General features: G+C 71.7%; 21 protein-coding genes. 14 read left to right on the top strand and 7 right to left on the bottom strand.

From position 1 onward, the window contains the following. Complete coding sequence (locus OHB56_RS10920) at positions 1 to 690, bottom strand: maleylpyruvate isomerase family mycothiol-dependent enzyme (protein WP_406352921.1); 690 nt, start codon at positions 688 to 690, stop codon at positions 1 to 3. A 222-nt stretch (positions 691 to 912) separates the two neighbouring features. On the opposite strand from OHB56_RS10920, the gene uvrA reads away from it, so the two are divergent. Further along, positions 913 to 3,834: an excinuclease ABC subunit UvrA gene (gene uvrA / locus OHB56_RS10915; RefSeq protein WP_406352919.1), complete on the top strand. Its 2,922-nt coding sequence runs from the start codon at positions 913 to 915 to the stop codon at positions 3,832 to 3,834. Positions 3,835 to 4,046: 212 nt separating this feature from the next. On the opposite strand, the gene OHB56_RS10910 is transcribed toward uvrA, so the two are convergent. Beyond that, positions 4,047 to 4,955, bottom strand: coding sequence for a carbohydrate kinase (locus OHB56_RS10910; protein ID WP_406352917.1), 909 nt, complete (start codon positions 4,953 to 4,955; stop codon positions 4,047 to 4,049). Further along, positions 4,936 to 6,108 (bottom strand): LacI family DNA-binding transcriptional regulator, encoded by a 1,173-nt coding sequence (locus tag OHB56_RS10905; protein WP_406352915.1) that lies wholly within the window; start codon positions 6,106 to 6,108, stop codon positions 4,936 to 4,938. Before OHB56_RS10905 ends, OHB56_RS10910 begins: the two co-directional genes overlap by 20 nt. Before the next feature lie 222 nt (positions 6,109 to 6,330). Here OHB56_RS10905 and OHB56_RS10900 point away from each other — a divergent pair, with 222 nt between their 5' ends. Continuing rightward, complete coding sequence (locus OHB56_RS10900; RefSeq protein WP_326752074.1) at positions 6,331 to 6,750, top strand: Rieske (2Fe-2S) protein; 420 nt, start codon at positions 6,331 to 6,333, stop codon at positions 6,748 to 6,750. A gap of 67 nt (positions 6,751 to 6,817) precedes the next feature. On the opposite strand, the gene OHB56_RS10895 is transcribed toward OHB56_RS10900, so the two are convergent. Then, on the bottom strand, positions 6,818 to 7,762 hold the full coding sequence (locus tag OHB56_RS10895; protein WP_406352912.1) for a hypothetical protein: 945 nt from the start codon (positions 7,760 to 7,762) through the stop codon (positions 6,818 to 6,820). Between the two features lie 673 nt (positions 7,763 to 8,435). On the opposite strand from OHB56_RS10895, the gene uvrC reads away from it, so the two are divergent. The 11 genes from uvrC (at position 8,436) to OHB56_RS10840 (ending at position 20,598) form a co-directional block, all read left to right on the top strand. Then, on the top strand, positions 8,436 to 10,637 hold the full coding sequence (gene uvrC / locus OHB56_RS10890; protein ID WP_326752072.1) for an excinuclease ABC subunit UvrC: 2,202 nt from the start codon (positions 8,436 to 8,438) through the stop codon (positions 10,635 to 10,637). Continuing rightward, positions 10,634 to 11,671: an RNase adapter RapZ gene (gene rapZ / locus OHB56_RS10885; RefSeq protein ID WP_406352910.1), complete on the top strand. Its 1,038-nt coding sequence runs from the start codon at positions 10,634 to 10,636 to the stop codon at positions 11,669 to 11,671. Before uvrC ends, rapZ begins: the two co-directional genes overlap by 4 nt. Further along, positions 11,668 to 12,735, top strand: coding sequence for a uridine diphosphate-N-acetylglucosamine-binding protein YvcK (yvcK, locus tag OHB56_RS10880; RefSeq protein WP_326752070.1), 1,068 nt, complete (start codon positions 11,668 to 11,670; stop codon positions 12,733 to 12,735). Before rapZ ends, yvcK begins: the two co-directional genes overlap by 4 nt. Continuing rightward, on the top strand, positions 12,726 to 13,715 hold the full coding sequence (gene whiA / locus OHB56_RS10875) for a DNA-binding protein WhiA (protein WP_326752069.1): 990 nt from the start codon (positions 12,726 to 12,728) through the stop codon (positions 13,713 to 13,715). Before yvcK ends, whiA begins: the two co-directional genes overlap by 10 nt. 512 nt (positions 13,716 to 14,227) lie before the next feature. After that, complete coding sequence (gene gap / locus OHB56_RS10870) at positions 14,228 to 15,235, top strand: type I glyceraldehyde-3-phosphate dehydrogenase (protein WP_326752068.1); 1,008 nt, start codon at positions 14,228 to 14,230, stop codon at positions 15,233 to 15,235. A 148-nt stretch (positions 15,236 to 15,383) separates the two neighbouring features. Next, positions 15,384 to 16,595, top strand: a complete 1,212-nt coding sequence (locus OHB56_RS10865; RefSeq protein ID WP_326752067.1) for a phosphoglycerate kinase — start codon at positions 15,384 to 15,386, stop codon at positions 16,593 to 16,595. Positions 16,596 to 16,601: 6 nt separating this feature from the next. After that, on the top strand, positions 16,602 to 17,390 hold the full coding sequence (gene tpiA / locus OHB56_RS10860) for a triose-phosphate isomerase (protein WP_326752066.1): 789 nt from the start codon (positions 16,602 to 16,604) through the stop codon (positions 17,388 to 17,390). Positions 17,391 to 17,486: 96 nt separating this feature from the next. Next, positions 17,487 to 17,720 carry a preprotein translocase subunit SecG gene (gene secG, locus OHB56_RS10855; RefSeq protein ID WP_079034709.1) on the top strand — a complete coding sequence of 78 codons (234 nt, stop codon included), beginning with the start codon at positions 17,487 to 17,489 and terminating at the stop codon, positions 17,718 to 17,720. 234 nt (positions 17,721 to 17,954) lie between these two features. Beyond that, positions 17,955 to 18,290 carry an RNA polymerase-binding protein RbpA gene (locus OHB56_RS10850; protein ID WP_079034708.1) on the top strand — a complete coding sequence of 112 codons (336 nt, stop codon included), beginning with the start codon at positions 17,955 to 17,957 and terminating at the stop codon, positions 18,288 to 18,290. Between the two features lie 355 nt (positions 18,291 to 18,645). Then, on the top strand, positions 18,646 to 20,301 hold the full coding sequence (gene pgi / locus OHB56_RS10845) for a glucose-6-phosphate isomerase (RefSeq protein ID WP_406352906.1): 1,656 nt from the start codon (positions 18,646 to 18,648) through the stop codon (positions 20,299 to 20,301). A gap of 42 nt (positions 20,302 to 20,343) precedes the next feature. Further along, positions 20,344 to 20,598 carry a hypothetical protein gene (locus OHB56_RS10840; protein WP_406352904.1) on the top strand — a complete coding sequence of 85 codons (255 nt, stop codon included), beginning with the start codon at positions 20,344 to 20,346 and terminating at the stop codon, positions 20,596 to 20,598. Between the two features lie 344 nt (positions 20,599 to 20,942). Here OHB56_RS10840 and OHB56_RS10835 read toward each other — a convergent pair whose 3' ends face one another. From OHB56_RS10835 to OHB56_RS10825, 3 genes are all read right to left on the bottom strand, one after another. Continuing rightward, complete coding sequence (locus OHB56_RS10835; protein ID WP_406352902.1) at positions 20,943 to 23,225, bottom strand: ABC transporter permease; 2,283 nt, start codon at positions 23,223 to 23,225, stop codon at positions 20,943 to 20,945. Between the two features lie 167 nt (positions 23,226 to 23,392). Beyond that, complete coding sequence (locus OHB56_RS10830; RefSeq protein WP_406352900.1) at positions 23,393 to 24,142, bottom strand: ABC transporter ATP-binding protein; 750 nt, start codon at positions 24,140 to 24,142, stop codon at positions 23,393 to 23,395. Beyond that, positions 24,139 to 24,654, bottom strand: a complete 516-nt coding sequence (locus OHB56_RS10825) for a PadR family transcriptional regulator (RefSeq protein WP_406352898.1) — start codon at positions 24,652 to 24,654, stop codon at positions 24,139 to 24,141. Before OHB56_RS10825 ends, OHB56_RS10830 begins: the two co-directional genes overlap by 4 nt. Positions 24,655 to 24,822: 168 nt before the next feature. Here OHB56_RS10825 and OHB56_RS10820 point away from each other — a divergent pair, with 168 nt between their 5' ends. Continuing rightward, entirely contained in the window at positions 24,823 to 26,082 is a 1,260-nt protein-coding gene (locus tag OHB56_RS10820; protein WP_406352896.1) for an ABC transporter substrate-binding protein, read from the top strand. Positions 26,083 to 26,201: the final 119 nt, after the last annotated feature.

Here is a 26,201-nt window from a genome sequence, read left to right as displayed (position 1 = left end):
CTATAGCGGAGGGAGGGCCGGCAGGGTGCCGGACGTCACCGTCAGCCCCGAGCCGTCACGGCGCCCGGCGAGCCAGCCGAGCAGTTCGGCGGCCGGACCCTCGACCGCGACCGGGTCGCCCGGAGCCCCACCGCCCGTGGTCCAGGTCCGGCCGTCGTCGGTGGCCAGCCGCGTCGTGGGCACGTCCGGGTGGCCGTCGAACCGCGCCCTCAGGAAGCGGATCTCCCGCTCGGTGAAATCCGCCGGCAGATCCTCCAGCTCGTAGCCGATGCCGAGGTCCACGTGATGCAGTTCCACCTCGATCCAGCGCCGGAAGGGCAGCCGCTCCGCCCGGTCGGTGACCCCGTTGCGCAGCTCCACGGTGCGCGACCGGTCCCCCGGGGCCGCGCCCGCCTCCTGGAGGCGGATCGCGCTCTCCCGCACGTCGTCGAGCTGGACGTCGAGGGGGCGTGGGGCGTCCCGCTCGATGTCGGCCTCCCGGGCGGCGCCGGAGACGTACATCGGACGACCTTCCAGGACGTTCACCAAGGCGTCCGCGTTGCGCGCGAGGTGGGCCAGTACGTGTCCACGGGTCCAGCCCGGAAGCCGTGACGCCTGCGTCACAGCGGCGTTGTCCAGTGCGGCGACCGCACGGAGCAGCCGTTCGGTCGCGTCGTGTACAGACGCCAGGTCATGAGCGTGATCCATCATGGCGCCGACCCTAGTCCCGCCACACCTTCGGGTGAAGGTGGCGAAGGAAGGCCGTGAATCGAATGTACGTGCTATAAGCTCGGGCGTGGCGTCGGGCATGCTGGAGAGCCGGGGATTGTTGTCAACCCGTGAATCCGACCGGCGTTGTCAGTGGCTCGCCCTAGTGTGAGAAGACACGGGGGCCCCGCCCCTGTCACTTCTCTCAGAAAGGTGCGGACCCGCGTGGCCGACCGTCTCATCGTCCGTGGAGCGCGCGAGCACAACCTCAAGAATGTCTCGCTCGACCTCCCGCGCGACTCGCTCATCGTCTTCACGGGCCTGTCGGGGTCGGGCAAGTCCTCGCTGGCCTTCGACACGATCTTCGCCGAGGGGCAGCGGCGCTACGTGGAGTCGCTCTCCTCGTACGCCCGGCAGTTCCTCGGTCAGATGGACAAGCCGGACGTCGATTTCATCGAGGGACTGTCCCCGGCCGTCTCCATCGACCAGAAGTCGACCTCGCGCAACCCCCGCTCCACCGTGGGCACCATCACCGAGGTCTACGACTACCTGCGGCTGCTCTTCGCCCGCATCGGGAAACCGCACTGCCCCCAGTGCTCCCGCCCCATCTCGCGTCAGTCCCCGCAGGCCATCGTCGACCGGGTGCTGGAGCTGCCGGAGGGCAGCCGCTTCCAGGTGCTGTCGCCGCTGGTACGGGAGCGCAAGGGCGAGTTCGTCGACCTCTTCGCCGACCTCCAGACCAAGGGCTACTCCCGGGCCCGGGTGGACGGCGAGACCGTCCAGCTCGCCACCCCGCCCACGCTGAAGAAGCAGGAGAAGCACACCGTCGAGGTGGTCGTCGACCGCCTCACCGTGAAGGAAAGCGCCAAGCGCCGCCTCACCGACTCCGTCGAGACCGCGCTCGGCCTCTCCGGCGGCATGGTCGTGCTCGACTTCGTCGACCTCCCCGAGGACGACCCCGAGCGCGAGCGCATGTTCTCCGAGCACCTGTACTGCCCGTACGACGACCTGTCCTTCGAGGAGCTGGAGCCCCGCTCCTTCTCCTTCAACTCGCCCTTCGGCGCCTGCCCCGAATGCTCCGGCATCGGCACGCGCATGGAGGTCGACCCGGAGCTGATCGTCCCCGACCCGGACAAGAGCCTCGACGAGGGTGCCATCCACCCCTGGTCGCACGGCCAGACCAAGGACTACTTCGCCCGGCTGATCGGAGCTCTCGCCGACGCGCTGGGCTTCCGCACGGACATCCCCTTCGAGGGCCTGCCGCAGCGGGCCAAGAAGGCCCTGCTCCACGGCCACAAGACCCAGGTCGAGGTCCGCTACCGCAACCGGTACGGCCGCGAGCGCCGGTACACGACGGCCTTCGAGGGTGCACTCCCCTTCGTCAAGCGCCGGCACAGCGAGGCCGAGACCGACGCCAGCCGCGAACGCTTCGAGGGCTACATGCGCGAGGTCGCCTGCCCCTCCTGCGAAGGCACCCGCCTCAAGCCGATCGTCCTCGCCGTCACGGTCATGGAGAAGTCGATCGCCGAGGTCTCGGCCATGTCCATCAGCGAGTGCGCGGACTTCCTGGGCGGGATGAAGCTCTCCGCCCGCGACAAGAAGATCGCCGAGCGCGTGCTGAAGGAGGTCAACGAGCGGCTGCGGTTCCTGGTCGACGTCGGCCTCGACTACCTCTCGCTGAACCGCGCGGCGGGCACCCTCTCCGGTGGCGAGGCCCAGCGCATCCGCCTGGCCACCCAGATCGGATCCGGCCTCGTCGGCGTCCTCTACGTCCTCGACGAGCCGTCCATCGGCCTGCACCAGCGCGACAACCACCGGCTGATCGAGACCCTGGTCAGGCTCCGCGACATGGGCAACACGCTCATCGTCGTCGAGCACGACGAGGACACCATCAAGGTCGCCGACTGGATCGTCGACATCGGTCCGGGCGCCGGTGAGCACGGCGGCAAGGTCGTGCACAGCGGAGCCCTGAAGGAGCTGCTCGAGAACACCGAGTCGCAGACCGGCCAGTACCTGTCCGGCCGGAAGGCCATCCCGCTGCCGGAGGTCCGCCGCCCGTTCGACCCGTCGCGCCTCCTCACGGTGCACGGCGCCCGTGAGAACAACCTGCGGGACATCGAGGTGTCCTTCCCCCTCGGCGTGTTCACCGCGGTCACGGGCGTCTCCGGCTCCGGCAAGTCCACGCTGGTCAACGACATCCTGTACACCCACCTGGCCCGCGAGCTGAACGGCGCCCGCAGCGTCCCCGGCCGGCACACACGCGTGGACGGCGACGACCTGGTGGACAAGGTCGTGCATGTCGACCAGTCGCCCATCGGCCGCACCCCGCGCTCCAACCCGGCGACGTACACCGGCGTCTTCGACCACGTCCGCAAGCTGTTCGCCGAGACGGCCGAGGCGAAGGTCCGCGGCTACCTGCCCGGCCGCTTCTCCTTCAACGTCAAGGGCGGTCGCTGCGAGAACTGCGCGGGCGACGGCACCATCAAGATCGAGATGAACTTCCTCCCGGACGTGTACGTCCCGTGCGAGGTCTGCCACGGCGCCCGTTACAACCGGGAGACCCTGGAGGTCCACTACAAGGGCAAGTCCGTCGCCGACGTCCTGAACATGCCGATCGAGGAGGCCATGCACTTCTTCGAGGCCGTCCCGGCGATCTCCCGGCACATGAAGACGCTCCACGACGTCGGTCTCGGGTACGTCCGGCTCGGCCAGGCGGCCACCACCCTGTCGGGCGGCGAGGCCCAGCGGGTGAAGCTCGCGAGCGAGCTGCAGCGGCGCTCCACCGGCCGCACGGTCTACGTCCTGGACGAGCCGACCACCGGACTGCACTTCGAGGACATCAGCAAGCTGCTGACCGTCCTGTCCGGCCTGGTCGACAAGGGCAACACGGTGATCGTCATCGAGCACAACCTCGACGTGATCAAGACCGCCGACTGGGTCGTCGACATGGGCCCCGAGGGCGGTTCCGGTGGTGGCCTGGTCGTCGCGGAGGGCACGCCCGAACAGGTGGCGAGCGTTCCGGCCAGCCACACCGGCAAGTTCCTGCGGGAGGTTCTGGAGCCGGAAAAGATCAGCGATGCCGCACGTTTTGTGAAGGCGCCGGTGAAGAAGGCCGTTGGCCGACGAAAGGCGGCAATCAAGCGATAGAGGCAGGCAGGCGGGCTGGGATCTGGCGCGTCCCCGCGAGGGCGGGGACGACATACGCTCGGCGCCAAGGACCTCGCGGAAGAACGGACCGTCCCCGCTGCGGCGGGGAAATCCAGCTCGCCTGCCGCTGGGGCAACGACTGACGTCGGGCGAAGCCACGGTGTCCTCCATGCACCTGCCTGCCCGCCTGCCCCCGACCGGCGGGGTGGCCGTCAGGCGGCTACTTCACGCGCGTACGGAGGCTCGGCGCCCGCGCGTGAGCAGGTGATCGCCGCCGCGCGCGCCGCGAAGCCGAGCAGCTCCCGCCAGCCGTCCGCGCCCAGCGCGGCCGCCCCCCGCTCGCTGAGCGCGCCCCGGGCCTCCAGGCCGTGCAGCAGCGCCGCGTTGACGGTGTCGCCCGCGCCGATCGTGTCCACCACCTCGACCCGCTCACCCGGCACGGAGTACTCGCCGCCCTCCCGGGTGAACACGGTCAGCCCGTCACCGCCCCGGGTGACCACGACCGCCGCCGGACCGGCCGCCAGCCACCGCGTGGGTGTGCCGCCGAGCCACCGGGCGTCCTCCTCGGACAGCTTCAGCAGCGACACCGACGGCAGCCAGCTCAGGAACCTGGCCCGGTAGGCGTCGGGGTCCGGGATCAGCCCCGGCCGGATGTTGGGATCCAGCGCGGTGAACACACCGCGCGCGTGGGCGGTGCGCATCAGCTCCTCGTACGCGCTCGCCCCCGGCTCCAGCACGAGGGAGCAGGTGCCGAAGGACACCGCGCGGGTGCCGGCCGGCAGAGTGTCCGGCACCGTGAACAGCCGGTCCGCCGTCCCCTCCACGTAGAAGGAGTAGACCGCCGAGCCGTCCGTCGCGACCGTGGCGACGGCGAGCGTCGTCGGCTCGTCACCGCGCTGCACCGGCGACACCACCACGCCGGTCTCCCGCAGCCGGTCCAGCAGCGCCTCGCCGAAGGCGTCGCGCGACACCCGGGAGCAGAAGGCGGTGGGGGAGCCGAGGCGGCCCAGCGCCACCGCCGTGTTGTAGGGGCCGCCACCGAGCGCCGGCGTCAGCGCCGTGAGCGCATCCGCGTCCTGCGGTACCAGGTCGATCAGTGCCTCACCGGCTACGACGATCACGAGGGGCCCCTTTCGCGGGTTGCTGGCTTGCCGGGTTGTCGGCTGCCGGGTCTGCTGTGGTGGGTCTGCTGCGTGTGCCGAGGCCGTAGGGGCTACCGGGACCGCGCAGATCGTTCCGGGGTTCCTGGGGCTCCTGGGGGTCCGGGCAGCCGCAGGACGTGCGGTGCACGAAGGCGCAGGAGAGCCGTTCGGTCCGCGCGGGCCGGTCCGGTGCGGCGAGCCGGTCCAGGAGCACCCGGACGGCACGGGCGCCGATGTCCCTGCTGGGCTGGGCGATCGCGGTGAGCCGGGGGGAGAACAGGTCCGCCCAGGCGAAGTCGTCGAAGCAGCACAGCGCGATGTCCCCGGGCACGGAGAGACCGCGGGCGCGCAGGGCGCGCAGGGCGCCGATCGTCATGGCGTTGTTCCCGGTGACCAGCGCGGTCGGGGGAGCGCCGAGGGAGAGCAGGTCACCGGTGGCCCGTTCGGCGCCGGCCGACTCGGAGTCGCCGTGCACCAGGAGCCGTGCGTCGAACGGCAGCCCCGCACCGGCGAGGCCGTGCCGGTACCCGGTGATCCGCTCGGCGGTGGTGCTGAACCCGGGCCGCCCCGCGACCAGGGCGATCCGGCGGTGGCCGAGCCCGGCGAGGTGCGTGACCAGCCGGGCCGTCGGCTCCGTGTTCTCGGCGCAGACCTGGTCGAAGGGCGGCCCGCCCTCCCCGGAGCCCTCGACCACCCGGTCGAGGAAGACGGCCGGTACGCGATGGCGCCCGAGATAGGCGAGCAGTTCGCGCGGTTGGGAGGACGGGGCGACGATCATGCCCTCCACCCGCCGCTCGTGCAGCAGCTGCACGACCTTGCGCTCGTGCTCGGGGTCGTCGTGCGGATCGGCGATGAGCAGGCTGTAGCCGTACTCCAGGGCGGCCGCTTCGACGCCCTGGAGGATCTCGGTGAAGTACGGGTTGCTGATCGCCGACACCGCGAGCCCGATCGAGCGGGTCCGGGCGGTCACCAGTGAGCGGGCCAGCGTGTTCGGGGTGTAGCCGAGCTCCTCGACGGCGTCCAGGACCGCCTGGCGGGTGTGCGGGAGGACCGGCCGTGTGCCGTTCAGGACGTGCGAGACGGTCGCGACCGAGACCCCGGCGCACCGCGCCACGTCCGTCATGGTGGCCATCGCCCACTCCCTTCGCGTACCGGCCGACGCGGGTCCCCGCCGCGGCTTCGTGACGGGAAGCTATCTCATCCAGCGACAGACGTAAACGCTTGCGCAAACGTTTACGTCTCAGACGCGCGCTCTGCCCCGTCCCGCCGTCCTCACCCGCTCCCCGCCCGGCGACCGCAGGGATCACCCCCGGTAAGGTCGCCTCGTACCGCCGTTCGACCAGTGGAGATCCCCATGTCCGGCCGATCCGCCGCGAGCCGCCGCACCGTTCTGAGAGGCATGGCCCTCGCTCCTGTGGCCGGACTCGGCCTCACCGCCTGCGGGGGAGGCGAGGAGAGGCCCTCGCAGCTGGCCGGGCCCGTCGAACTCGGCGCGGAGAGCGAGGTCGCCCGGGGGAGCAGCAAGCTGTACTGGGACCACAACGTCGTCGTCAGCCGGGACGACGACGGCTCCTTCACGGCGTACAGCACCCTCTGCACGCACGCGAGCTGTCCCATCAACCAGCTGAAGGGGACGAAGCTGATCTGCCCGTGCCACGGGAGCGAGTTCGACGCCACCACCGGCAAGGTGCTGCGCGAGCCGGCGGTGGCACCGCTGACACCGCTCTCCGTCGAGGTCCACAACGGCACGATCGTCGCGAAGCCGCAGACCTGAGCCGCGGACCCGGGCCGCAGGGCTGAGGGCCGGGCCGCAAGGCTGCGGGCCGGCTCCGAGCCGGGCCTCAGCCCCAGTCCCAGCCGATCCCCACGTACCCCGAGCGCACGCGCGGTTCGACCAGGTGCACCGAGCGGTGCAGAGCGCTGACCGCCAGTTCCTGACGGCCGCCGCGCGGTGCCGCCGCGGAGTGCTGGGTGAACCGGTGGCAGCGCGCCGGGAGCGCCCCGGCGTCGAAACACACCTGGAGCGCGTACTGGCCGCCGGGGGAGTCCGTCCCGTGCAGGTACTCGTGCGAGACACCGGCCGTGCCGTCCTCGACGGCGTACCGGAACAGGAACGTGTCGCCGGCCCGCAGCCGTGTGTCGAAGAGCAGCTCGGCCGCGAGCACACCGGTGTCCTGCTGCCAGCGGACGCGGCCGGTGCGGCAGTTCTCCAGGGAGTGCACGGTCATCCGGGCCGGTGCGGAACCGGGGTCGCCGTGGTGGACGGCCACGAAGCGGTCGATGCCGTCCCGGTGTGCGCGCACGATGTGGTGGGACTCACGTTCCGCCAGCTCCCGGCGCGCCCCGATCCGGACCCGCTCGTGGTGCCCCAGGGTCTGCAGCCCGCTGTCCCGCGGGGCCTCGAGCTCGGCCAGCAGCCCCGCGAGGACACCCGAGGCCTCGATCAGCGAGCGGTAGGAACGGCCCGCGGGGCGGCCGTCCGGCGTCTGCTCGTCGGACTCGGCGAGCAGGCGGATCAGCGACTCCTCCGGCAACTCCAGAATCTCCTCCAGCGCCCGTACCGCCCGCAGCGACTCCGCGCGCTGCGGGCGGCGGGCGCCCTGTTGCCAGTAACTGAGGCTGGTGACACCCACCTTCACGCCGTGGCGCGACAGATGGTGCTGCACCCGTTGCAGGGGCAGGCCGCGGGCGGCTATCGCGGCCCGCAGGGCGACATGGAAGGGGCCGCCGCGCAGGGCCGAGTCCAGTTTCGCGGTGGTGTCCGTGTGCGGTGTGGCGTGCGGCATGCAGGGGCCTTTCTCTGAATGTCCACAACGGCTGGTCAGGCCGTTCGCTCGGCGCACTTCAGGACCCTCCCCCGTCGGCGTGGACGGGTCTTCACATCCGTACGCCGCCGTTCAGGGCCCCGAGTTTCCCCGCATTGAAGCGTGTTGACCAATTCCCGACAACACCTGACGCCCAACAAGCGGACACACCGCGCGTGCGCGCGCGGTGCGCACGCGCGGTACCCACACGTCAGGGGCCGTGCCGACCCGAAGGTCGGCACGGCCCCTGACGCCCTGCTGCGAAGGGCTTCCCCGCGTACTTCTTACGGCTTCCCTACGGCTTCCCTACGGCCGGCCTGCCGTGTCCTGGCCGCTCCTCGGACGCGGACCCAGGCGCTTGGCGCGCACGATGTCGGGGTCGCGTGGGTCGCGTGGGTCCAGGAGGGCGGCCGTCTCGTCCGCGTACCGGCGGGCACGGGCGGCCGGCCGTCGTGATTTCTCGATCCGTGTCTGTCGCATTGTCCGACCAGCCCTCCGACTCGTGACCGCGTCCGCATTCTGCTGGCATCCCGCCCGAGGGGCCGGACCCCCCACATTCCCGCTTCCCACAGGTCGTAACCCTCCCGGAGCAGTGCCCTGCCGATGGCCGCACGGTCCCGCCGCCGTGTCGGTCCCCGCCAGTAGGGTGTGAGACATGGCCGACCCCTCCAGCTACCGCCCCAAACCGGGTGAGATCCCCGACTCGCCGGGGGTCTACCGGTTCCGCGACGAGCACCGCCGGGTGATCTACGTCGGAAAGGCGAAGAGCCTGCGCCAGCGCCTGGCGAACTACTTCCAGGATCTCGCCGGGCTCCACCCGCGCACCCGCACCATGGTCACCACGGCCGTCTCCGTGGAGTGGACGGTGGTGTCCACGGAGGTCGAGGCGCTCCAGCTGGAGTACTCCTGGATCAAGGAGTACGACCCCCGTTTCAACGTCAAGTACCGCGACGACAAGAGCTACCCGTACCTCGCGGTGACGATGAACGAGGAGTTCCCCCGCGTGCAGGTGATGCGCGGTCACAAGAAGAAGGGCGTCCGGTACTTCGGTCCGTACGGGCACGCGTGGGCGATCCGCGACACCGTGGACCTGCTGCTGCGGGTGTTCCCGGTGCGCACCTGCTCGACCGGGGTCTTCAAGAACGCCGCCCGCACGGGCCGCCCCTGCCTGCTCGGCTACATCGGCAAGTGCTCGGCGCCCTGCGTGGACCGGATCTCCGCCGAGGAGCACCGCGAACTCGCCGAGGAGTTCTGCGACTTCATGGCCGGCCGCACCGGCGCCCAGCTGCGTCGCCTGGAACAGCGGATGGCCGAGGCGGCCGAGGAGATGGAGTACGAGCGGGCCGCCCGCCTGCGGGACGACATCGGGGCGCTGAAGAAGGCCATGGAGAAGAGCGCGGTGGTCCTCGCCGACGCCACCGACGCCGACCTGATCGCGGTCGCCGAGGACGAGCTGGAGGCGGCCGTCCAGATCTTCCACGTACGCGGCGGACGCGTGCGCGGCCAGCGGGGCTGGGTCACCGACAAGGTGGAGGAGATCACCACCGGCGCCCTCGTGGAGCATGCCCTGCAGCAGCTGTACGGCGAGGAGACCGGCGACGCCGTCCCGAGGGAGGTCCTGGTCCCCGCGCTGCCCGACCCGGTGGAGCCCGTCCAGCAGTGGCTCACCGGGCGGCGCGGCTCGGGCGTCTCCCTGCGGGTTCCGCAGCGCGGGGACAAGCGGGCCCTGATGGAGACCGTGGAGCGCAACGCCCAGCAGGCCCTCGTCCTGCACAAGACCAAGCGCGCCTCCGACCTGACCACACGCTCACGCGCGCTGGAGGAGATCGCCGACGCCCTCGGCCTGGACAGCGCCCCGCTGCGGATCGAGTGCTACGACGTCTCGCACCTCCAGGGCGACGACGTCGTGGCCTCCATGGTCGTCTTCGAGGACGGGCTGGCCCGCAAGAGCGAGTACCGCCGTTTCCAGATCAAGAGCTTCGCCGGCCAGGACGACGTCCGGTCCATGCACGAGGTGATCACCCGGCGCTTCCGGCGCTACCTCGCCGACAAGGAGCGGACCGGCGAGTGGAGCGACGGCGAGGAGCCCGCGGCCGGGGCCGGCGGTGAGGCGGCCGGCGCGGACGGGACCGCGGGCCCGGACCGGACCGCCGGTACCGAGGGTCTCCCCGGCCCGGACGGGACCGCCGGCGACCCCGCCGTACCCTCCGCGAGCACGCTCACCGAGGACGACGGCCGTCCCAAGCGCTTCGCGTACCCGCCCCAGCTGGTGGTCGTCGACGGCGGCGCCCCCCAGGTGGCGGCGGCCCGCCGGGCCCTGGACGAGCTCGGCATCGACGACATCGCGGTGTGCGGCCTGGCCAAGCGGCTGGAGGAGGTGTGGCTGCCGGACGACGACGACCCGGTGGTGCTGCCCCGCACCAGCGAAGGCCTCTATCTGCTCCAGCGGGTCCGGGACGAGGCGCACCGCTTCGCCATCGGCTATCAGCGCGTCAAGCGGGCCAAACGTTTCCGGTCCGGTCCACTGGACGACGTGCCCGGCCTCGGCGAGACCCGCAAGCAGGCGCTGATCAAGCACTTCGGCTCGGTGAGGAAACTGCGGGCGGCGACCGTCGAGCAGATCTGCGACGTGCCCGGCATAGGCCGCAAGACGGCCGAGGCGATCACCGCGGCCCTCGCCGGAGCGGTCCCCGCCGGTCCCGCCGTGAACACGGCGACGGGCGAGATCATGGATGACATGGTTGATGTTGATATGGAGGACATGGACGACGGGGAAGAACCCGGGAAGTCCGGGGGTTCCCCCGGGGAGCCCGTGTCCGCGGGCGCCCCGGACGACCGACGGGGGCTGGAGAGATGACCGAGCACGAGACACACCAGGACACTGATCAGGGCGCGGACCGGAACACGGCCGCGGACGCGGTCCGGGACACCGGCCGGGACGAAGATCCTGGGACACGGCGGGACGACGACGGAACAGGTGACGGAGCACAGGTGAGTACGGGCAAGGAAACGGCCGGGGCCGCCGAGGCGGCGATCCCCGAGCTGGTGATCATCTCCGGCATGTCCGGGGCGGGCCGCTCCACGGCCGCGAAGTGTCTGGAGGACCTGGGCTGGTTCGTCGTCGACAACCTCCCGCCCGCGCTGATCCCCACCATGGTGGAGCTCGGCGCCCGCTCCCAGGGCAACGTGGCCCGGATCGCGGTCGTCGTCGACGTCCGCGGCCGGCGCTTCTTCGACAACCTCCGCGAATCCCTCGCCGATCTCGACGCCCGGGGCGTCACCCGGCGGATCGTCTTCCTGGAGTCCTCCGAGGAAGCCCTGGTGCGCCGCTTCGAGTCGGTGCGCCGCCCGCACCCCCTCCAGGGCGACGGCCGCATCGTCGACGGCATCGCCGCCGAGCGCGAACTGCTGCGCGAACTGCGCGGCGACGCCGACCTGGTGATAGACACCTCCAGCCTCAACGTGCACGAGCTGCGCGCCAAGATGGACGCCCAGTTCGCCGGCGACGAGGAGCCCGAACTGCGGGCCACCGTGATGTCCTTCGGCTTCAAGTACGGCCTCCCGGTCGACGCCGACCTGGTCGTGGACATGCGGTTCCTGCCCAACCCGCACTGGGTCCCGGAACTGCGCCCGTTCACCGGCCGCCACGAGGAGGTGGCGGCGTACGTCCTCAACCAGCCCGGCGCCAAGGAGTTCCTCGACCGGTACGGCGAGCTGCTGCGGCTGATCGCCGCGGGCTACCGCCGTGAGGGCAAGCGCTATGTGACCATCGCCGTCGGCTGCACCGGCGGCAAGCACCGCTCGGTCGCCATGTCGGAGAAGCTCGCCGCCCGACTTGCCGCGGAGGGCGTGGAGACGGTGGTCGTCCACCGGGACATGGGACGGGAATGACCGCGCGTACCCCGCGGCTGTACCGGCTGCGCCGGGCGATGCCCGAAGGGCGCGCCGGACGGCGGACCGAGGCCCGCGGCGCCAAACCGCGACGCCGGGGCACCCAGCCCAAGGTGGTCGCCCTCGGCGGCGGCATGGGGCTGTCCGCCTCGCTCGCCGCGCTGCGCCGCATCACCGGCGACCTCACCGCCGTCGTCACCGTGGCCGACGACGGCGGCTCCAGCGGGCGGCTCCGCGACGAACTGGGCGTACTGCCGCCCGGCGATCTGCGCAAGGCGCTGGCCGCGCTGTGCGGCGACGACGAATGGGGCCAGACCTGGGCCCGGGTCATCCAGCACCGCTTCCAGTCCCAGGGGGACCTGCACGAGCACGCGGTCGGCAATCTGCTGATCGTCGCTCTGTGGGAGCAGCTCGGCGACCACGTCCAGGCCCTGGACCTGGTGGGCCGGCTGCTCGGCGCGCACGGGCGGGTGCTGCCCATGTCCGCCGTACCGCTGGAGCTCCAGGCCCTGGTCAAGGGCCACGACCCGGAGCGCCCGGACACCGTGGACACCGTCCGCGGGCAGGCGACCGTCGCCCTCACCCCCGGCGAGGTGCAGTCCGTGCACCTCGTGCCGAACGACCCGCCCGCCGTCCCCGAGGCGGTCGAGGCGGTCCTGGACGCCGACTGGGTGGTGCTCGGCCCCGGCTCCTGGTTCTCCTCGGTCATGCCGCACCTCCTGGTGCCGGAACTGCTGGACGCGCTCATCCGGACCAAGGCGCGCCGGGTGCTCTCCCTGAACCTCGCCCCGCAGCCCGGAGAAACCGAGGGCTTCTCCCCGCAGCGTCATGTGGAGGTTTTGGGACGACACGCCCCTAAACTCGCCCTGGACGTGGTGCTGGCCGACGAGGCCGCCGTGCCCGACCGCGACTTGCTGACCGACGCCGCCGAGCGGCTCGGCGCCGCGGTCGAGCTGGCGCCGGTGGCCCGGCCCGACGGAAGCCCCCGGCACGACCCGGAGCTGCTGGCCGCCGCGTACGACCGTATTTTTCGGATGCATGGAAGGATCGGCCCATGGCGATGACGGCAGCGGTGAAGGACGAGGTTTCCCGGCTCCCCGTCACGCGGACCTGCTGCAGAAAGGCGGAGGTCTCCGCCGTTCTGCGGTTCGCCGGCGGCCTCCACCTGGTGAGCGGACGCATTGTGATCGAGGCGGAGCTGGACACGGCGATGGCCGCCCGCCGCCTCAAGCGGGACATCATGGAGATCTTCGGACACAGTTCCGAACTGATCGTGATGGCACCGGGCGGGCTGCGCCGCGGCTCGCGCTACGTCGTCCGGGTGGTCGCGGGCGGCGACCAGCTGGCCCGCCAGACCGGCCTGGTGGACGGACGGGGCCGGCCGATCCGCGGTCTGCCCCCGCAGGTGGTCTCGGGTGCCACCTGCGACGCCGAGGCGGCCTGGCGCGGAGCGTTCCTGGCGCACGGCTCCCTCACCGAGCCGGGCCGCTCCTCCTCCCTCGAGGTGACCTGCCCCGGCCCGGAGGCCGCGCTCGCCCTGGTCGGCGCCGCCCGCCGCCTGTCCATCGCGGCCAAGGCCCGCGAGGTGCGCGGCGTGGACCGGGTCGTCGTCCGTGACGGCGACGCCATCGGCGCCCTGCTCACCCGGCTCGGCGCGCACGACTCGGTGCTGGCCTGGGAGGAACGCCGGATGCGCCGCGAGGTGCGCGCCACGGCGAACCGGCTGGCCAACTTCGACGACGCCAACCTGCGCCGCTCGGCCCGCGCGGCCGTCGCCGCCGGCGCCCGGGTGCAGCGCGCACTGGAGATCCTCGCCGACGACGTTCCCGAGCACCTCGCCGCGGCCGGGCGGCTGCGCATGGAGCACAAGCAGGCCTCGCTGGAGGAACTGGGCGCACTGGCCGACCCGCCGCTGACCAAGGACGCCGTGGCCGGCCGGATCCGCCGGCTGCTCGCGATGGCCGACAAGCGCGCCGCCGACCTCGGCCTCCCGGGCACGGAAGCCAACATCGGCGAGGAACTCGCCGACAACCTCGTCGGCTGACGCCTTCCCGTCCGGGGCGGCCTGGCCGGCCACCCGGCCCGCGGCCGGGACGGGTGGGGCCGGGACGCGCCGACTGTCGGCGCCCGTTGACGGGGTCCCGCTGCCGAGGCTTCCCGACGCCCCGCCGGACGAACCCCCGCCGAGGGACGAACCTCCCACCGCGGACGAGCCCTCACCGCCAAGTCCTCCTGCGCCCCCGCTCATCGATCGACCGCAGCCGGCCGGAGGCCGGTCGGCGGGCGGGCGGGGGGTCCCTCCACGGACTCCGGCACGGTGACCGGACGCCGGGAAATCCTTCCGGCCCTGGTCAAGTCGCCCTGTCGGACGGGCCGGACGAGGGCCCTCCGCCTGGGCGGTCCGTACCCTACTGACGGGTAAGGGTCGGCCTGCCGGGTATGGCCCGACTCGATGTCACGGGCGTGGTCCCGGAGAGGTAGGGTCGGGGGTGGTCGGGGACATCCCATACAGCTCGCCGGCGACTTGAGCCGGCGCACCAACGAGGAGATCGGTTCGTGACGATCCGCGTAGGCATCAACGGGTTTGGCCGCATCGGCCGGAACTACTTCCGCGCATTGCTCGAGCAGGGCGCAGACATCGAGATCGTGGCGGTCAATGACCTGGGTGACACCGCGACCACTGCCCACCTGCTGAAGTACGACACCATTCTGGGCCGCCTCAAGCAGGAGGTCTCCCACACCGCCGACACGATCACGGTCGGCGACAAGACGGTCAAGGTGCTCTCCGAGCGCAACCCCGCGGACATCCCGTGGGGCGAGCTGGGCGTCGACGTCGTCATCGAGTCGACCGGCATCTTCACCAAGAAGGCCGACGCCGAGAAGCACATCACCGGTGGCGCCAAGAAGGTCATCATCTCGGCTCCGGCCAAGGATGAGGACGTCACCATCGTCATGGGCGTCAACCAGGACGCGTACGACCCGGCGAACCACCACGTCATCTCCAACGCCTCCTGCACCACCAACTGTGTGGCGCCGATGGCGAAGGTGCTCGACGAGAACTTCGGCATCGTCAAGGGCCTGATGACGACGGTGCACGCGTACACGAACGACCAGCGCATCCTGGACTTCCCGCACAAGGACCTGCGCCGCGCCCGTGCCGCCGCCGAGAACATCATCCCGACGACGACCGGCGCCGCGAAGGCCACCGCGCTGGTGCTGCCGCAGCTCGAGGGCAAGCTGGACGGCATCGCGATGCGCGTCCCGGTCCCGACCGGTTCGGTCACCGACCTGGTCGTCGAGCTCGGCCGCGAGGTCACCAAGGAAGAGGTCAACGCCGCCTTCCAGAAGGCCGCCGAGGGTGAGCTCAAGGGTCTCCTCGAGTACACGGAGGACCCGATCGTCTCCTCCGACATCGTCAACGCCCCGGCGTCCTGCACGTTCGACTCGTCCCTGACCATGGTCCAGGACGGCAAGAGCGTGAAGATCATCGGCTGGTACGACAACGAGTGGGGCTACTCCAACCGCCTCGTCGACCTCACGGTCTTCGTCGGCGACCAGCTCTGATCGTGGAGCAGACCGCCTGATATGAGTGCAGGGCTCGGCCGGCGCGCCTACGCGCTGTCCGAGCCCTGACGCACGTATCGGAGCGGTCGACCGCTTCCGATCACGAGCGATCACGAGCGAACACAAGCTCTTCTCCAGGAGTCCCTTCATGAAGACGATCGACGAACTCCTCTCCGAAGGGGTCGCGGGCCGGCGGGTCTTCGTCCGCGCCGACCTCAACGTGCCGCTGGACGGCACCACCATCACCGACGACGGCCGCATCCGCGCGGTGCTGCCCACCGTCAGGGCTCTGGCCGAAGCGGGCGGCCGTGTCGTCGTCGCCTCGCACCTGGGCCGCCCCAAGGGCGCCCCGGACCCAGCCTTCTCGCTCGCCCCGGCCGCCGCCCGCCTGGGTGAACTCCTCGGCGCCGATGTGGCGTTCGCGACGGACACCGTCGGCGAGTCCGCCGGCGCCACCGTCGCCGGCCTCGCCGACGGACAGGTCGCGGTCCTCGAGAACCTGCGCTTCAACGCCGGCGAGACGGCCAAGGACGACGCCGAGCGCGGCGCCTTCGCCGACCGTCTGGCCGGCCTCGCCGACCTCTACGTGGGCGACGGCTTCGGCGCGGTGCACCGCAAGCACGCGTCCGTGTACGACCTCCCGGCCCGCCTGCCGCACGCCGCCGGCTTCCTCATCGCCACCGAGGTCGGCGTCCTGAAGAAGCTCACGGACGACGTCCAGCGGCCCTACGTCGTCGCCCTCGGCGGCGCCAAGGTCTCCGACAAGCTCGCCGTCATCGACGAACTGCTCGGCAAGGCCGACCGCATCCTCATCGGCGGCGGCATGGCGTACACCTTCCTCAAGGCCAAGGGCTACGAGATCGGTACGTCGCTGGTCCAGGAGGACCAGTTGTCCGCCGTCACCGAGTACATGGAGCGCGCCGAGAAGAACGGCGTCGAACTGGTGCTGCCGGTCGACACCCTGGTCGCCGAGGAGTTCCCGGACCTGAAGACGAAGGCGCCGGCCCACCCCGCCGCCGTCGCCGCGGACGCCATGCCGGCCGGCCGGATGGGCCTGGACATCGGCCCCGAGACCCGCACGCTCTACGCCTCGAAGCTCGCCGACGCGGCCACCGTCTTCTGGAACGGTCCCATGGGCGTCTTCGAGCACCCCGACTACGCCGAGGGCACCAAAGCGGTCGCCCAGGCCCTTCTCGACTCCCCGGGCTACACCGTGGTCGGCGGCGGCGACTCCGCCGCGGCCGTCCGCATCCTGGGTTTCGACGAAAAGGCATTCGGACACATCTCGACCGGAGGCGGCGCCTCCCTCGAATACCTCGAGGGCAAGACGCTCCCCGGCCTCGCCGCACTGGAGGACTGACCCTCAATGACCGCTGCTGAAAAAGGCCGCACCCCGCTGATGGCGGGCAACTGGAAGATGAACCTCAACCACCTCGAGGCCATCGCCCACGTCCAGAAGCTCGCCTTCGCCCTGGCCGACACGGACTACGAGGACGTCGAGGTCGCCGTCCTGCCGCCCTTCACCGACCTGCGCTCCGTGCAGACCCTCGTGGACGGCGACAAGCTGAAGATCAGGTACGGCGCCCAGGACATCTCGGCGCACGACGGCGGCGCCTACACCGGCGAGATCTCCGGCCCGATGCTGGCCAAGCTGAAGTGCGCGTACGTGGCGGTCGGCCACTCCGAGCGCAGGCAGTACCACGGCGAGACCGACGAGCTCGTGAACGCCAAGGTCAAGGCCGCTTACAAGCACGGCATCACGCCGATCCTGTGCGTCGGCGAGGAACTGGCCGTCCGCGAGGCCGGCAACCACGTCGCCCACACCCTCGCCCAGGTCGAGGGCGGTCTGAAGGACGTGCCCGCCGAGCAGGCCGAATCCGTCGTGATCGCCTACGAGCCCGTCTGGGCCATCGGCACCGGCAAGGTCTGCGGCGCCGAGGACGCCCAGGAGGTCTGCTCCGCCGTCCGCGGCAAGCTCGCCGAACTGTACTCGCAGGAAGTGGCCGATCAGGTCCGCATCCAGTACGGCGGCTCGGTCAAGTCGGGCAACGTCGCCGAGATCATGGCGCAGGCCGACATCGACGGCGCGCTGGTGGGCGGTGCCTCGCTGGACGCGGACGAGTTCGTCAAGATCATCCGCTTTCGCGACCAGTGAGTAGGCGCTAGCCGCGATCCGTCGTACCCTTGCGGGGTCCAGTCCTGAGCTGGACCCCGCGTCGTCCCATCCGAATCCGAGGAAGTTGGTCCAGCCGTGGTTTTGGGGTTCTCGATCGCCCTGATCGTCTTCAGCCTGCTGCTGATGCTGCTGGTGCTGATGCACAAGGGGAAGGGCGGCGGCCTCTCCGACATGTTCGGTGGCGGCATGCAGTCCTCCGTCGGCGGCTCCTCGGTCGCCGAGCGCAACCTCGACCGGATCACCGTCGTGGTCGGGCTGCTCTGGGCCGTCTGCATCGTCACGCTCGGCATCATGATGAAGACGGGTTGATCCGAGCGGAAGACCTTGGCGGACGATCCGCCCGCATCGGGTGCGCATTCCCCACGTAAGGCCCCATGTCCGGTACGCGCAGCACAGCGCGGCCTATCATGGGGCTTGCGTCTGGGGAGGGGAGCGGTAACTCCAATCACTGGACGCGCGTTGGGCCTTACGTAGACTGAGGCGCTCGCAGCGAAGCGGAACGCCGACTCGCCTCGCCGCGCCATCACGCAGGGAGTTACAACCGTGGCAAGTGGCAACGCGATCCGGGGAAGCCGGGTCGGGGCGGGGCCGATGGGTGAGGCCGAACGCGGTGAGTCAGCGCCGCGGCTGCGCCTCTCCTTCTGGTGCTCCAACGGGCACGAGACCCAGCCGAGCTTCGCGAGCGACGCGCAGGTACCCGATACGTGGGACTGCCCCCGCTGCGGCTTTCCGGCCGGCCAGGACCGGGAGAACCCTCCGGATCCGCCGCGTACGGAGCCGTACAAGACCCACCTCGCCTATGTGCGGGAGCGCCGCAGCGACGCGGACGGTGAGGCGATCCTCGCCGAGGCGCTCGCCAAACTGCGGGGCGAGATCTAGCAGTTCAGTTCGATTCAGTTCGGGAGCCGACGGCAGGCCGGGCGGCCCGCGCCGCACCGCGCTGTCCCCGATCCGTATCCGCGTCGTGCCGTGTTCATGTCCGGCTGCTCGCAGTCGGCTCCTTCTTCCCGCCCTCGGCCCTGCCTGTCCCGCCCCTCCCGCCTGCCCGTGGCCCGGCCCGGCGGACGTCCTGCCCGTCGCCGTGCTGAATGGCCGGGGGCCGGACAGCCGTATCTGTTGTTGTGCCCCACGACGGCGTCACGACAGGTGATGTCCACCTCTGCTCCATTAGGTTGGAACCGGCAGCGGGGCGGATACGCAGCACAGGCAGCAAGGAAGAAGGCTGAAGTCCGAGATGAACGCAGACGGCCGTACCAGGCTCGACCAGACTCCCGAGTGGACCGCACTGGCCAAGCACCGCGAGGAGCTCGGGAACCTGCGGTTGCGCGAGGTGTTCGCCGCCCACCCCGACCGGGGCACCGCGTACACGCTCCGGGTCGGTGACCTGTACATCGACTACTCCAAGCACCTCGTCACCGACGACACCCTGCGGCTGCTGCGCGAACTGGCCGCGGCCACCGACGTGTTCGGGTTGCGCGACGCCATGTTCCGCGGTGAGCGGATCAACACCACCGAGGACCGGGCCGTCCTGCACACCGCCCTCAGGGCGCCGCGCGACGCGGTGATCGAGGTCGACGGGGAGAACGTCGTCCCCGGCGTGCACGCCGTTCTCGACAGGATGGCCGCCTTCGCCGACCGTGTGCGCTCCGGTGAGTGGACCGGCCACACCGGCAAGCGCATCCGCACCGTGGTCAACATCGGGATCGGCGGCTCCGACCTCGGTCCCGCGATGGCGTACGAGGCACTGCGCGCCTTCACCGACCGCGACCTCACGGTCCGCTTCGTGTCCAACGTGGACGGTTCCGACCTGCACGAGGCCGTCCGCGACCTGGACCCGGCCGAGACGCTGTTCATCATCGCGTCCAAGACGTTCACCACCATCGAGACGATCACCAACGCCACCTCCGCACGGACCTGGCTGCTGAACGCGCTCGACGGGGGAGAGGCCGCCGTCGCCAAGCACTTCGTCGCCCTCTCGACGAACGCGGAGAAGGTCGCCGACTTCGGCATCGACACGGCGAACATGTTCGAGTTCTGGGACTGGGTCGGCGGACGCTACTCGTACGACTCGGCGATCGGCCTGTCGCTGATGATCGCCATCGGCCCGGACCGCTTCCGGGAGATGCTCGACGGGTTCCACCTCGTCGACGACCACTTCCGCACCGCCCCGGCCGAGTCCAACGTGCCGCTGCTGCTGGGCCTGCTGGGCGTCTGGTACGGCAACTTCCTGGGCGCCCAGTCGCACGCGGTCCTGCCGTACTCGCACTACCTGTCGAAGTTCACCGCCTATCTCCAGCAGCTCGACATGGAGTCCAACGGCAAGTACGTCGGCCGGGACGGGCGCGAGGTCCGGTGGCAGACCGGCCCCGTCGTCTGGGGCACGCCGGGCACCAACGGGCAGCACGCCTACTACCAGCTGATCCACCAGGGCACGAAGCTGATCCCGGCGGACTTCATCGGCTTCGCCGAGCCGGTCGCCGAGCTGAGCGACGCGCTCAAGGCGCAGCACGACCTGCTGATGGCCAACTTCTTCGCCCAGACGCAGGCCCTGGCCTTCGGCAAGACGCCGGACGAGGTGCGCGCCGAGGGCGTGCCCGAGGAACTGGTGCCGCACAAGACGTTCAAGGGCGACCACCCCACGACCACGATCCTCGCGCGCGAACTGACGCCGTCCGTCCTCGGCCAGCTCGTCGCCCTCTACGAGCACAAGGTGTTCGTGCAGGGCGCGATCTGGAACATCGACTCCTTCGACCAGTGGGGCGTGGAGCTCGGCAAGGTGCTCGCCAAGCGTGTCGAGCCCGCGCTCACCGAGGGCGCCGACGTGCCCGGTCTGGACGCCTCCAGCAGGGCGCTGGTCGCCACCTACCGGGAGCTGCGCGGCCGGAGCTGAGAACGGTGTGGGAAGCGGGCGACGGACTGTCGCCCGCTTCCCGTGGAATCCCCCGTCGCTCGTGGTGCAGTCATCATCCTGGCCGCCCCGCCGACGGTCACCGGGATCGCGCTGCTGGAACTGCGACGGCTCGAGCGGCGCTACGGCGTCCGGCCGGCGGACCACCCGGCGGCCCGGGGCCCGCTCCCGGGACTCGTTCCGCCGGTCCCCGCACAGGCCCCGGAGTCGCACCCGGCCCCCGCCCCGGCGCCCGGTCCGGGGCAGCCGCACATCCCGGTCCAGGGCAACCGTTCCTGAAGACTGAGCAGAAGTGAGCCCACTCGGCCGCACGCCCCGAACGGTCCTGGGCGCACTGGTCCCCGGCGTACTCGACCCCGAGTCGGCGACACGCATCCTGTGCATGGTCCGGTCCCGGGAGGCCGGTTCCCTCACGACCCGGCCATAGGGGTGGGGCCAGAGGCGACGGAGAGGCCCCGAACCATCACACCGGTGGAGCGGGGGCCCCGCACGCCGGCGCCATACCCGGCGTCCCGGATCGCACGCTCACGTCAGCCCAGCCGGCCCAGGGCGCCAGAAGCTCGCGAACGAACCATCACACGATCGAGCTAACGCGGCCTCGTGCGCACCCCCCCGCCACTCCGTCACGCGACCGCGCTCAGCGTGTCCGCGAGGCGGCGCCGGGCCGCGCGGGCGGCCGGAAGGGCGGCGAGGACGGCGGCGCCCAGCACCGCGGCGACACCGAGCAGCACCAGGAGCGCGGGGGAGGGCCCCCGGGCGATTCCGGCGCCGACGCCGCTCGACCGTCCCTGGGCGTCGATCAGCCAGTGCGCCAGCGGCAGCCCCAGCCCCATGGCGACGAGCACGGCGGCCAGGGCCGTGCAGGAGGTGGCCGTGACCGTGATCGCGGTGATCTGCCGCGGCGAGAGGCCGATCGCCTTGAGGGCGAGCAGGTCCCGTTCGCCCTCGCGGACCGTGCCGCCGATCGCGGTGAGCAGCTCGATCAGCCCGATCAGCGCGAGTACGGCGATCAGCCCGACCATGACCGCGCGCAACGGGGACAGTCCCTCGGCCGGGTCGGCCACGGCATGCACGTCGAGCCGGCCGTCCCCGGCCCCGGCCAACCGCTCGGCGACGGCGCCCGGGTCGGCGCCGGGAACCAGCCGGAGCTGGTAGAGGTCGGGCTCCAGAGCGGGGTCGTTGCCGCGGAGGGTGTCGAGCGAGGTGGAGACGACCCGTCCGGCGTTCTCCGGCTCGATGCTGCGGCCGACGATGTGCAGGACCTGCGGCCGGTCGCCGACGGTCACCCGCACCCAGTCGCCGACTTGTACGTGCAGCAGGTCCAGGAGTCCCTGCCCGGCCACCGCCTCGTCGGGCCCGTGCGCGGCGCGGCCCTCGGCCAGGGTGAACGGGTAGGGCTCCTGGCGGGTACCGAAGCCGCGCAGCGCGATCGTGGCGGTCTGGCCGGGGACCAGGGCGGCCACCTCCACGCCGGGGTGGGCGGCGGCGACCTGCGGATCGCGTTCCAGCAGGGCGCGGGCCTCCCGGTCGCCGAGCGAGGCGTCCGCGCGGACGCTGAGCGCGGCGGGCAGCCCCATCAGCTCCGGGCCGCTCCGGAAGCGGTCGATGGTGGTCCAGGCGCTCAGCGCCGTCACGATCAGCAGCAGCGGCAGCGCCAGCCTGGCCACCGTGCCCAGGGAGCGCGGGCGGCGGGTGAACGCCTTGTGCCAGCCCAGGACCAGGGCGGGCGGCACCCGGGCCCCGAGCGCCCGTCGCGCCACGCCCGTCAGCCGGCCGGCCTCGGGCGCCGCCGGCCGCGGCACCGGCACCGGCGGCACCCGGCCCGCCCGCCACGCCGCCAGCCCGGTGGTGGCGCCGATGAACAGCACCGCCCCCGCGGGCACCACGAACAGCGCCACGGTGTGCCCCGGCAGGCCCTGCCACACGCCGACCGCGTCTCCGAGCCGCCCCGGTATCCCCCTGCCCAGCGCCTCGGTCAGTGCGGCGGCCGCCACCGCGCCCAGCAGGGCGTAGCCGAGATGCTGAAGAAGGAAGACGCGCACGACCTGCCCCGGGGTGAAGCCGATCGCCTTGAGGACGGAGATGTCCCGCAGGTGCCCCCGGATCCGGGTGCTGATCGCCCCGTGCACCGCGAACCCGGCGGCGACCAGCGCGCCGAGCCCGAACAGGCCCAGGACCTGGCCGAGCAGCCGGTTGTCGCCCTGCGCCTCGGCCCGCGCCTGCTGCCAGGTGGAGACCTCCCCGATGGCGCCGGACCCCAGCACGGTCACCGCCCGCTGCACCACGTACCCGGTGTCGGCGGGATCGGTCAGCCGCAGCCCGGCCACCTGGCCGTCGGGGTCGGCCACGGCCGACGGCAGGGCCCACACCACGCCGGGCTGCTCCCCCGGCCGGTAGCGCGGCTCGGCACTGTCGGCGACGCCCACCACGGTCAGGGTCCGCGCGGTGCCGGGCAGGGTGAGGGTGTCGCCGGGCGTGGTGAGCAAAGCGCGGGCGAGGCTGCTCTCCAGGACCACGCCGTCGGGCGTGGCGGGGTCCAGCCAGTGCCCGGAGGTGATCAGCGGGCGACCGGTCCCGGGCCGGTCGACGGTGCCGCGCAGTTCGGCGGCGGCCCGGCTGCCGCGGGCGGCGAGGGTGACGGCGGCCGTGGGGAAGGGACCGGCGACGGACTCCACACCGTCCAGGTCCGCCAGCTTCGAGGCGTCGGCGGAGGCCGTGGTGTGCAGCGTGACATGCGCGCCGCGGGCCTGGGCGAAGGTCCGCTGCCAGGGGTTGGTCGCGTACCCGAACAGGGCCGTGGCCAGCAGCAGGGACGCGACGATGCCCGCGGTGGCCAGGACCAGGAACAGCGCCTCACCGCGGTGCGTGCGCAGATCGGAATGCGCCCAGCGCAAGCTCGCTCGCACCGGCGTCAGCCCCTTCGCCGGCGCCGGACGCCCGGACCGTCGTACATCCGCATGCCAGTCCTTCGTCAGTCCTTCGTCGGTTCCTTGTCGGCGCCGTGTTCCGTTCCGTGCCGGGCCGGGAATCGGTCCCGGCCGCCTCTCGGTTCGGTCCCCGGCCGCCTCTCGGTTCAGTCCCTGAGCTTCAGCACCCCGGACGCTCCCCGGCCGGGCGACGGCGTCCCGTCCAGTTCCGCGTCGTCGGCGATCCGTCCGTCGAAGAAGCTGATCACCCGGTCCGCGGCGCTCGCCAGCCGGGCGTCGTGCGTGACCAGCAGGATCGTCTGCCCGCGCCGGTGGAAGCGGGACAGCAGCCGCATCACCTCGCGGGTGCCCTTGCTGTCCAGGCTGCCGGCGGGTTCGTCGGCCAGAAGCAGCGGCGGATGGTTGACCAGGGCACGGGCCAGCGCGACCCGCTGCTGCTCACCACCGGACAGCTCGCCCGGCATGCTCCGCTCCTTGCCCGTCAGGCCCAGCTCGGCCAGCAGTTCCTCCCGCCCGGCGCGGGCCTTCCTCGGCGGGGTCCCGGCGAGCAGCGCCGGCAGCTCGACGTTGTCGGCGACCGACAGGTTCGAGACGAGGTTGAAGAACTGGAAGACGATCCCGATGTGCTTCCTGCGCTCCACCGCCCAGCGGGCCTCGCTGTAGGCGTCGGTGCGCTCGCCGTCCAGCCAGATACTGCCGGCGTCCGGGCGCTGGAGTCCGCCGAGCAGATGCAGCAGGGTCGACTTGCCGGAGCCGGACGGACCGGTGACCGCCACGAACTCGCCGCGCGTCACCCGCAGATCGACCCCGCGCACCGCGTGCGCCGGGGCTCCCTCGCCGTGGTGCGTCTTGACCAGGCCTTCGGCGCGCAGCACGGGAGCGGGACTCTCGCTCACTCCAGCTCCTCCAGCTCTTCCTGGCACCGCTCCAGCCAGTCGAGGTCGGCCTGCAGGTGCAGCATCGCGCCCTCGATCAGCAGATGGGCGACGCGGTTGTCCCGGTCTTCGGCGGCGGTCAGTTTCGACAACTGCCGCATGGTGTTGAGGTACTGGCGCCGCTGGCGGTTGATCAGGGAGATCCGGTCGGCGAGGCCGGTCTGCGGGGCGAGGGCCAGTTTCATGAAGAACTCGTCCCGCACCCGCGGCTCGTCCGCGGTCTCCTCGAACCAGGCGCGCAGCGCCTCCCGCCCGGCGTCGGTGAGGTGGTAGACCTTCTTGTTGGGCCGGCTGGACTGCTCGACGTCCTCGCCCTCGATCAGCCCCGACTTCTCGAGGCGGCCCAGGGTGACGTAGATCTGGCCGACGTTCGGCTGAGGGTACGCGGAGCCCAGCAGTTGCTCAAGGTCCTGCTTCAGCTCGTAGCCGTGGGCCGGGCCGCGAGCGAGCAGGGCCAGCAGGGACTGCCGCACTCGTGCTCTCCTCCCCGCGTCCTTCGTGCCAGGTGCGGCGCGCCCGGTTCCGTCTCCCGCGCGCCTCACACAATGTGCCGCACGCCCTAGTATCGCCGATACCTAACAGGTATACATGGCCACTGACCCCGGCAAGGGTGCCGGGTGCGGGTGCACAGGGAGGAACCTATGCGGTGGATCCATGCCGCCGGTAGGGGCCTTCTCGTCCTCCTCGTGCTCCTGGCCATGGGGGTGGTCTCCGGGGCACGGACCGACCGGGCCGCTTCCGGCGACGGGCGCGGCCCGCTCACCCTGGCCACCGCGGGGGACCTCACCGGCTATCTCGGCCCCCTGCTCGACGGCTGGAACCGCACCCACCCCGGCGAGGAGGTCACGCTCGTCGAGCTGCCCGACTCGGCCGACGAGACCCGCGCACAGATGATCACGGACCTGCGCGACGCCGGCCGCGGCCGCTTCGACGTCCTCAACATCGACGTCAGCTGGACCTCGGAGTTCGCCGCCGGCGGCTGGATCCGCCCCCTGCCGCGCGACCGCTTCCCACTGGACACCTTCCTGCCGGGCGTCGTGGACACCGCGACCTATGACGGCCTGCTGTACGCCGTCCCGTACGTGACCAACGCCGGGCTGCTCCTGTACCGCGCGGACGTGCTCGACGCCGAGGGCGTGGCGCCGCCGCGCACCTGGGCCGAGCTGGAGCGGGCCGCGAAGACCCTCGCCCCGGCGCACGGACTCGACGGCTACGCCGGCCAGTTCCTGCCCTACGAGGGCCTGACCGTCAACGCGGCCGAGGCCGTCTACTCGGCGGGCGGCACCATCCTGGGCGACGAGGGCGAGCGCGTCACCGTCGACTCCCGGGCGGCCCGCGAGGGCATCGGGTTCCTCGCCCGCGGGGTCCGCGACGGCTGGATCCCGCAGGAGGCGCTGACCTACAAGGAGGAGGAGTCCAAGCAGGCCTTCCAGGACGGCAGGCTGCTCTTCCTGCGCAACTGGCCCTACGCCTACGTCGCCGCGTCCGCCGAGGGCTCCGCGGTCGCCGGGAAGGTCGGCGCCGTACCCCTGCCGGGGACCAGCGTCCTGGGCGGCTCCAACCTCGCCGTCGCCGCCCATGCGCGGCACCCAGACTCCGCCGCGCGGCTGATCGCGTACCTCACCAGCGAGCCGGTCCAGCGCCAGGTGCTCACCCGCGGCGCCCTGCCGCCCGTACGGGCCGCGCTGTACGACGATCCCGGACTGGTCCGGCGGTTCCCGTACCTGCCCACGCTGCGCGAGAGCGTGCTCGCCGCCGCCCCGCGCCCCAAGAGCCCGCGCTACGACCAGGTGAGCCTGGTCGTGCAGGCGGTGGTGCGGGACGCGATGACGGGGCGGCAGACGCCCGAGTCGGCAGTGCGACGGCTGGCGCGCGAACTCGCCGCCGTCTCCGCGCGCTAGCCGCGCCGTCCGCGGAGCGCACTCCGGGAGCCCGCGCCCGCCCGGCCCCCGGGGCTCTCACCCGGACCGCCATGCCTAGTTACCTGTTAAGTAACGTGAACGTCTCAACAGTGCCCGCT

The organism is Streptomyces sp. NBC_01635, from assembly GCF_045209715.1.
Taxonomy (GTDB): Bacteria; Actinomycetota; Actinomycetes; order Streptomycetales; family Streptomycetaceae; genus Streptomyces; species Streptomyces hirsutus.
The sequence above is the reverse complement of the archived record's forward strand: the minus strand, read 5'-3'. Positions and strand labels throughout refer to the sequence as shown.

Coding starts and splice junctions, on each gene's coding strand:
- OHB56_RS10920 (WP_406352921.1), bottom strand. CDS start 690: ATGATGGATCACGCTCATGACCTGGCGTCTGTACACGACGCGACCGAA.
- OHB56_RS10905 (WP_406352915.1), bottom strand. CDS start 6,108: ATGGCCACCATGACGGACGTGGCGCGGTGCGCCGGGGTCTCGGTCGCG.
- OHB56_RS10900 (WP_326752074.1), top strand. CDS start 6,331: ATGTCCGGCCGATCCGCCGCGAGCCGCCGCACCGTTCTGAGAGGCATG.
- OHB56_RS10895 (WP_406352912.1), bottom strand. CDS start 7,762: ATGCCGCACGCCACACCGCACACGGACACCACCGCGAAACTGGACTCG.
- uvrC (WP_326752072.1), top strand. CDS start 8,436: ATGGCCGACCCCTCCAGCTACCGCCCCAAACCGGGTGAGATCCCCGAC.
- rapZ (WP_406352910.1), top strand. CDS start 10,634: ATGACCGAGCACGAGACACACCAGGACACTGATCAGGGCGCGGACCGG.
- yvcK (WP_326752070.1), top strand. CDS start 11,668: ATGACCGCGCGTACCCCGCGGCTGTACCGGCTGCGCCGGGCGATGCCC.
- whiA (WP_326752069.1), top strand. CDS start 12,726: ATGGCGATGACGGCAGCGGTGAAGGACGAGGTTTCCCGGCTCCCCGTC.
- OHB56_RS10865 (WP_326752067.1), top strand. CDS start 15,384: ATGAAGACGATCGACGAACTCCTCTCCGAAGGGGTCGCGGGCCGGCGG.
- tpiA (WP_326752066.1), top strand. CDS start 16,602: ATGACCGCTGCTGAAAAAGGCCGCACCCCGCTGATGGCGGGCAACTGG.
- pgi (WP_406352906.1), top strand. CDS start 18,646: ATGAACGCAGACGGCCGTACCAGGCTCGACCAGACTCCCGAGTGGACC.
- OHB56_RS10820 (WP_406352896.1), top strand. CDS start 24,823: ATGCGGTGGATCCATGCCGCCGGTAGGGGCCTTCTCGTCCTCCTCGTG.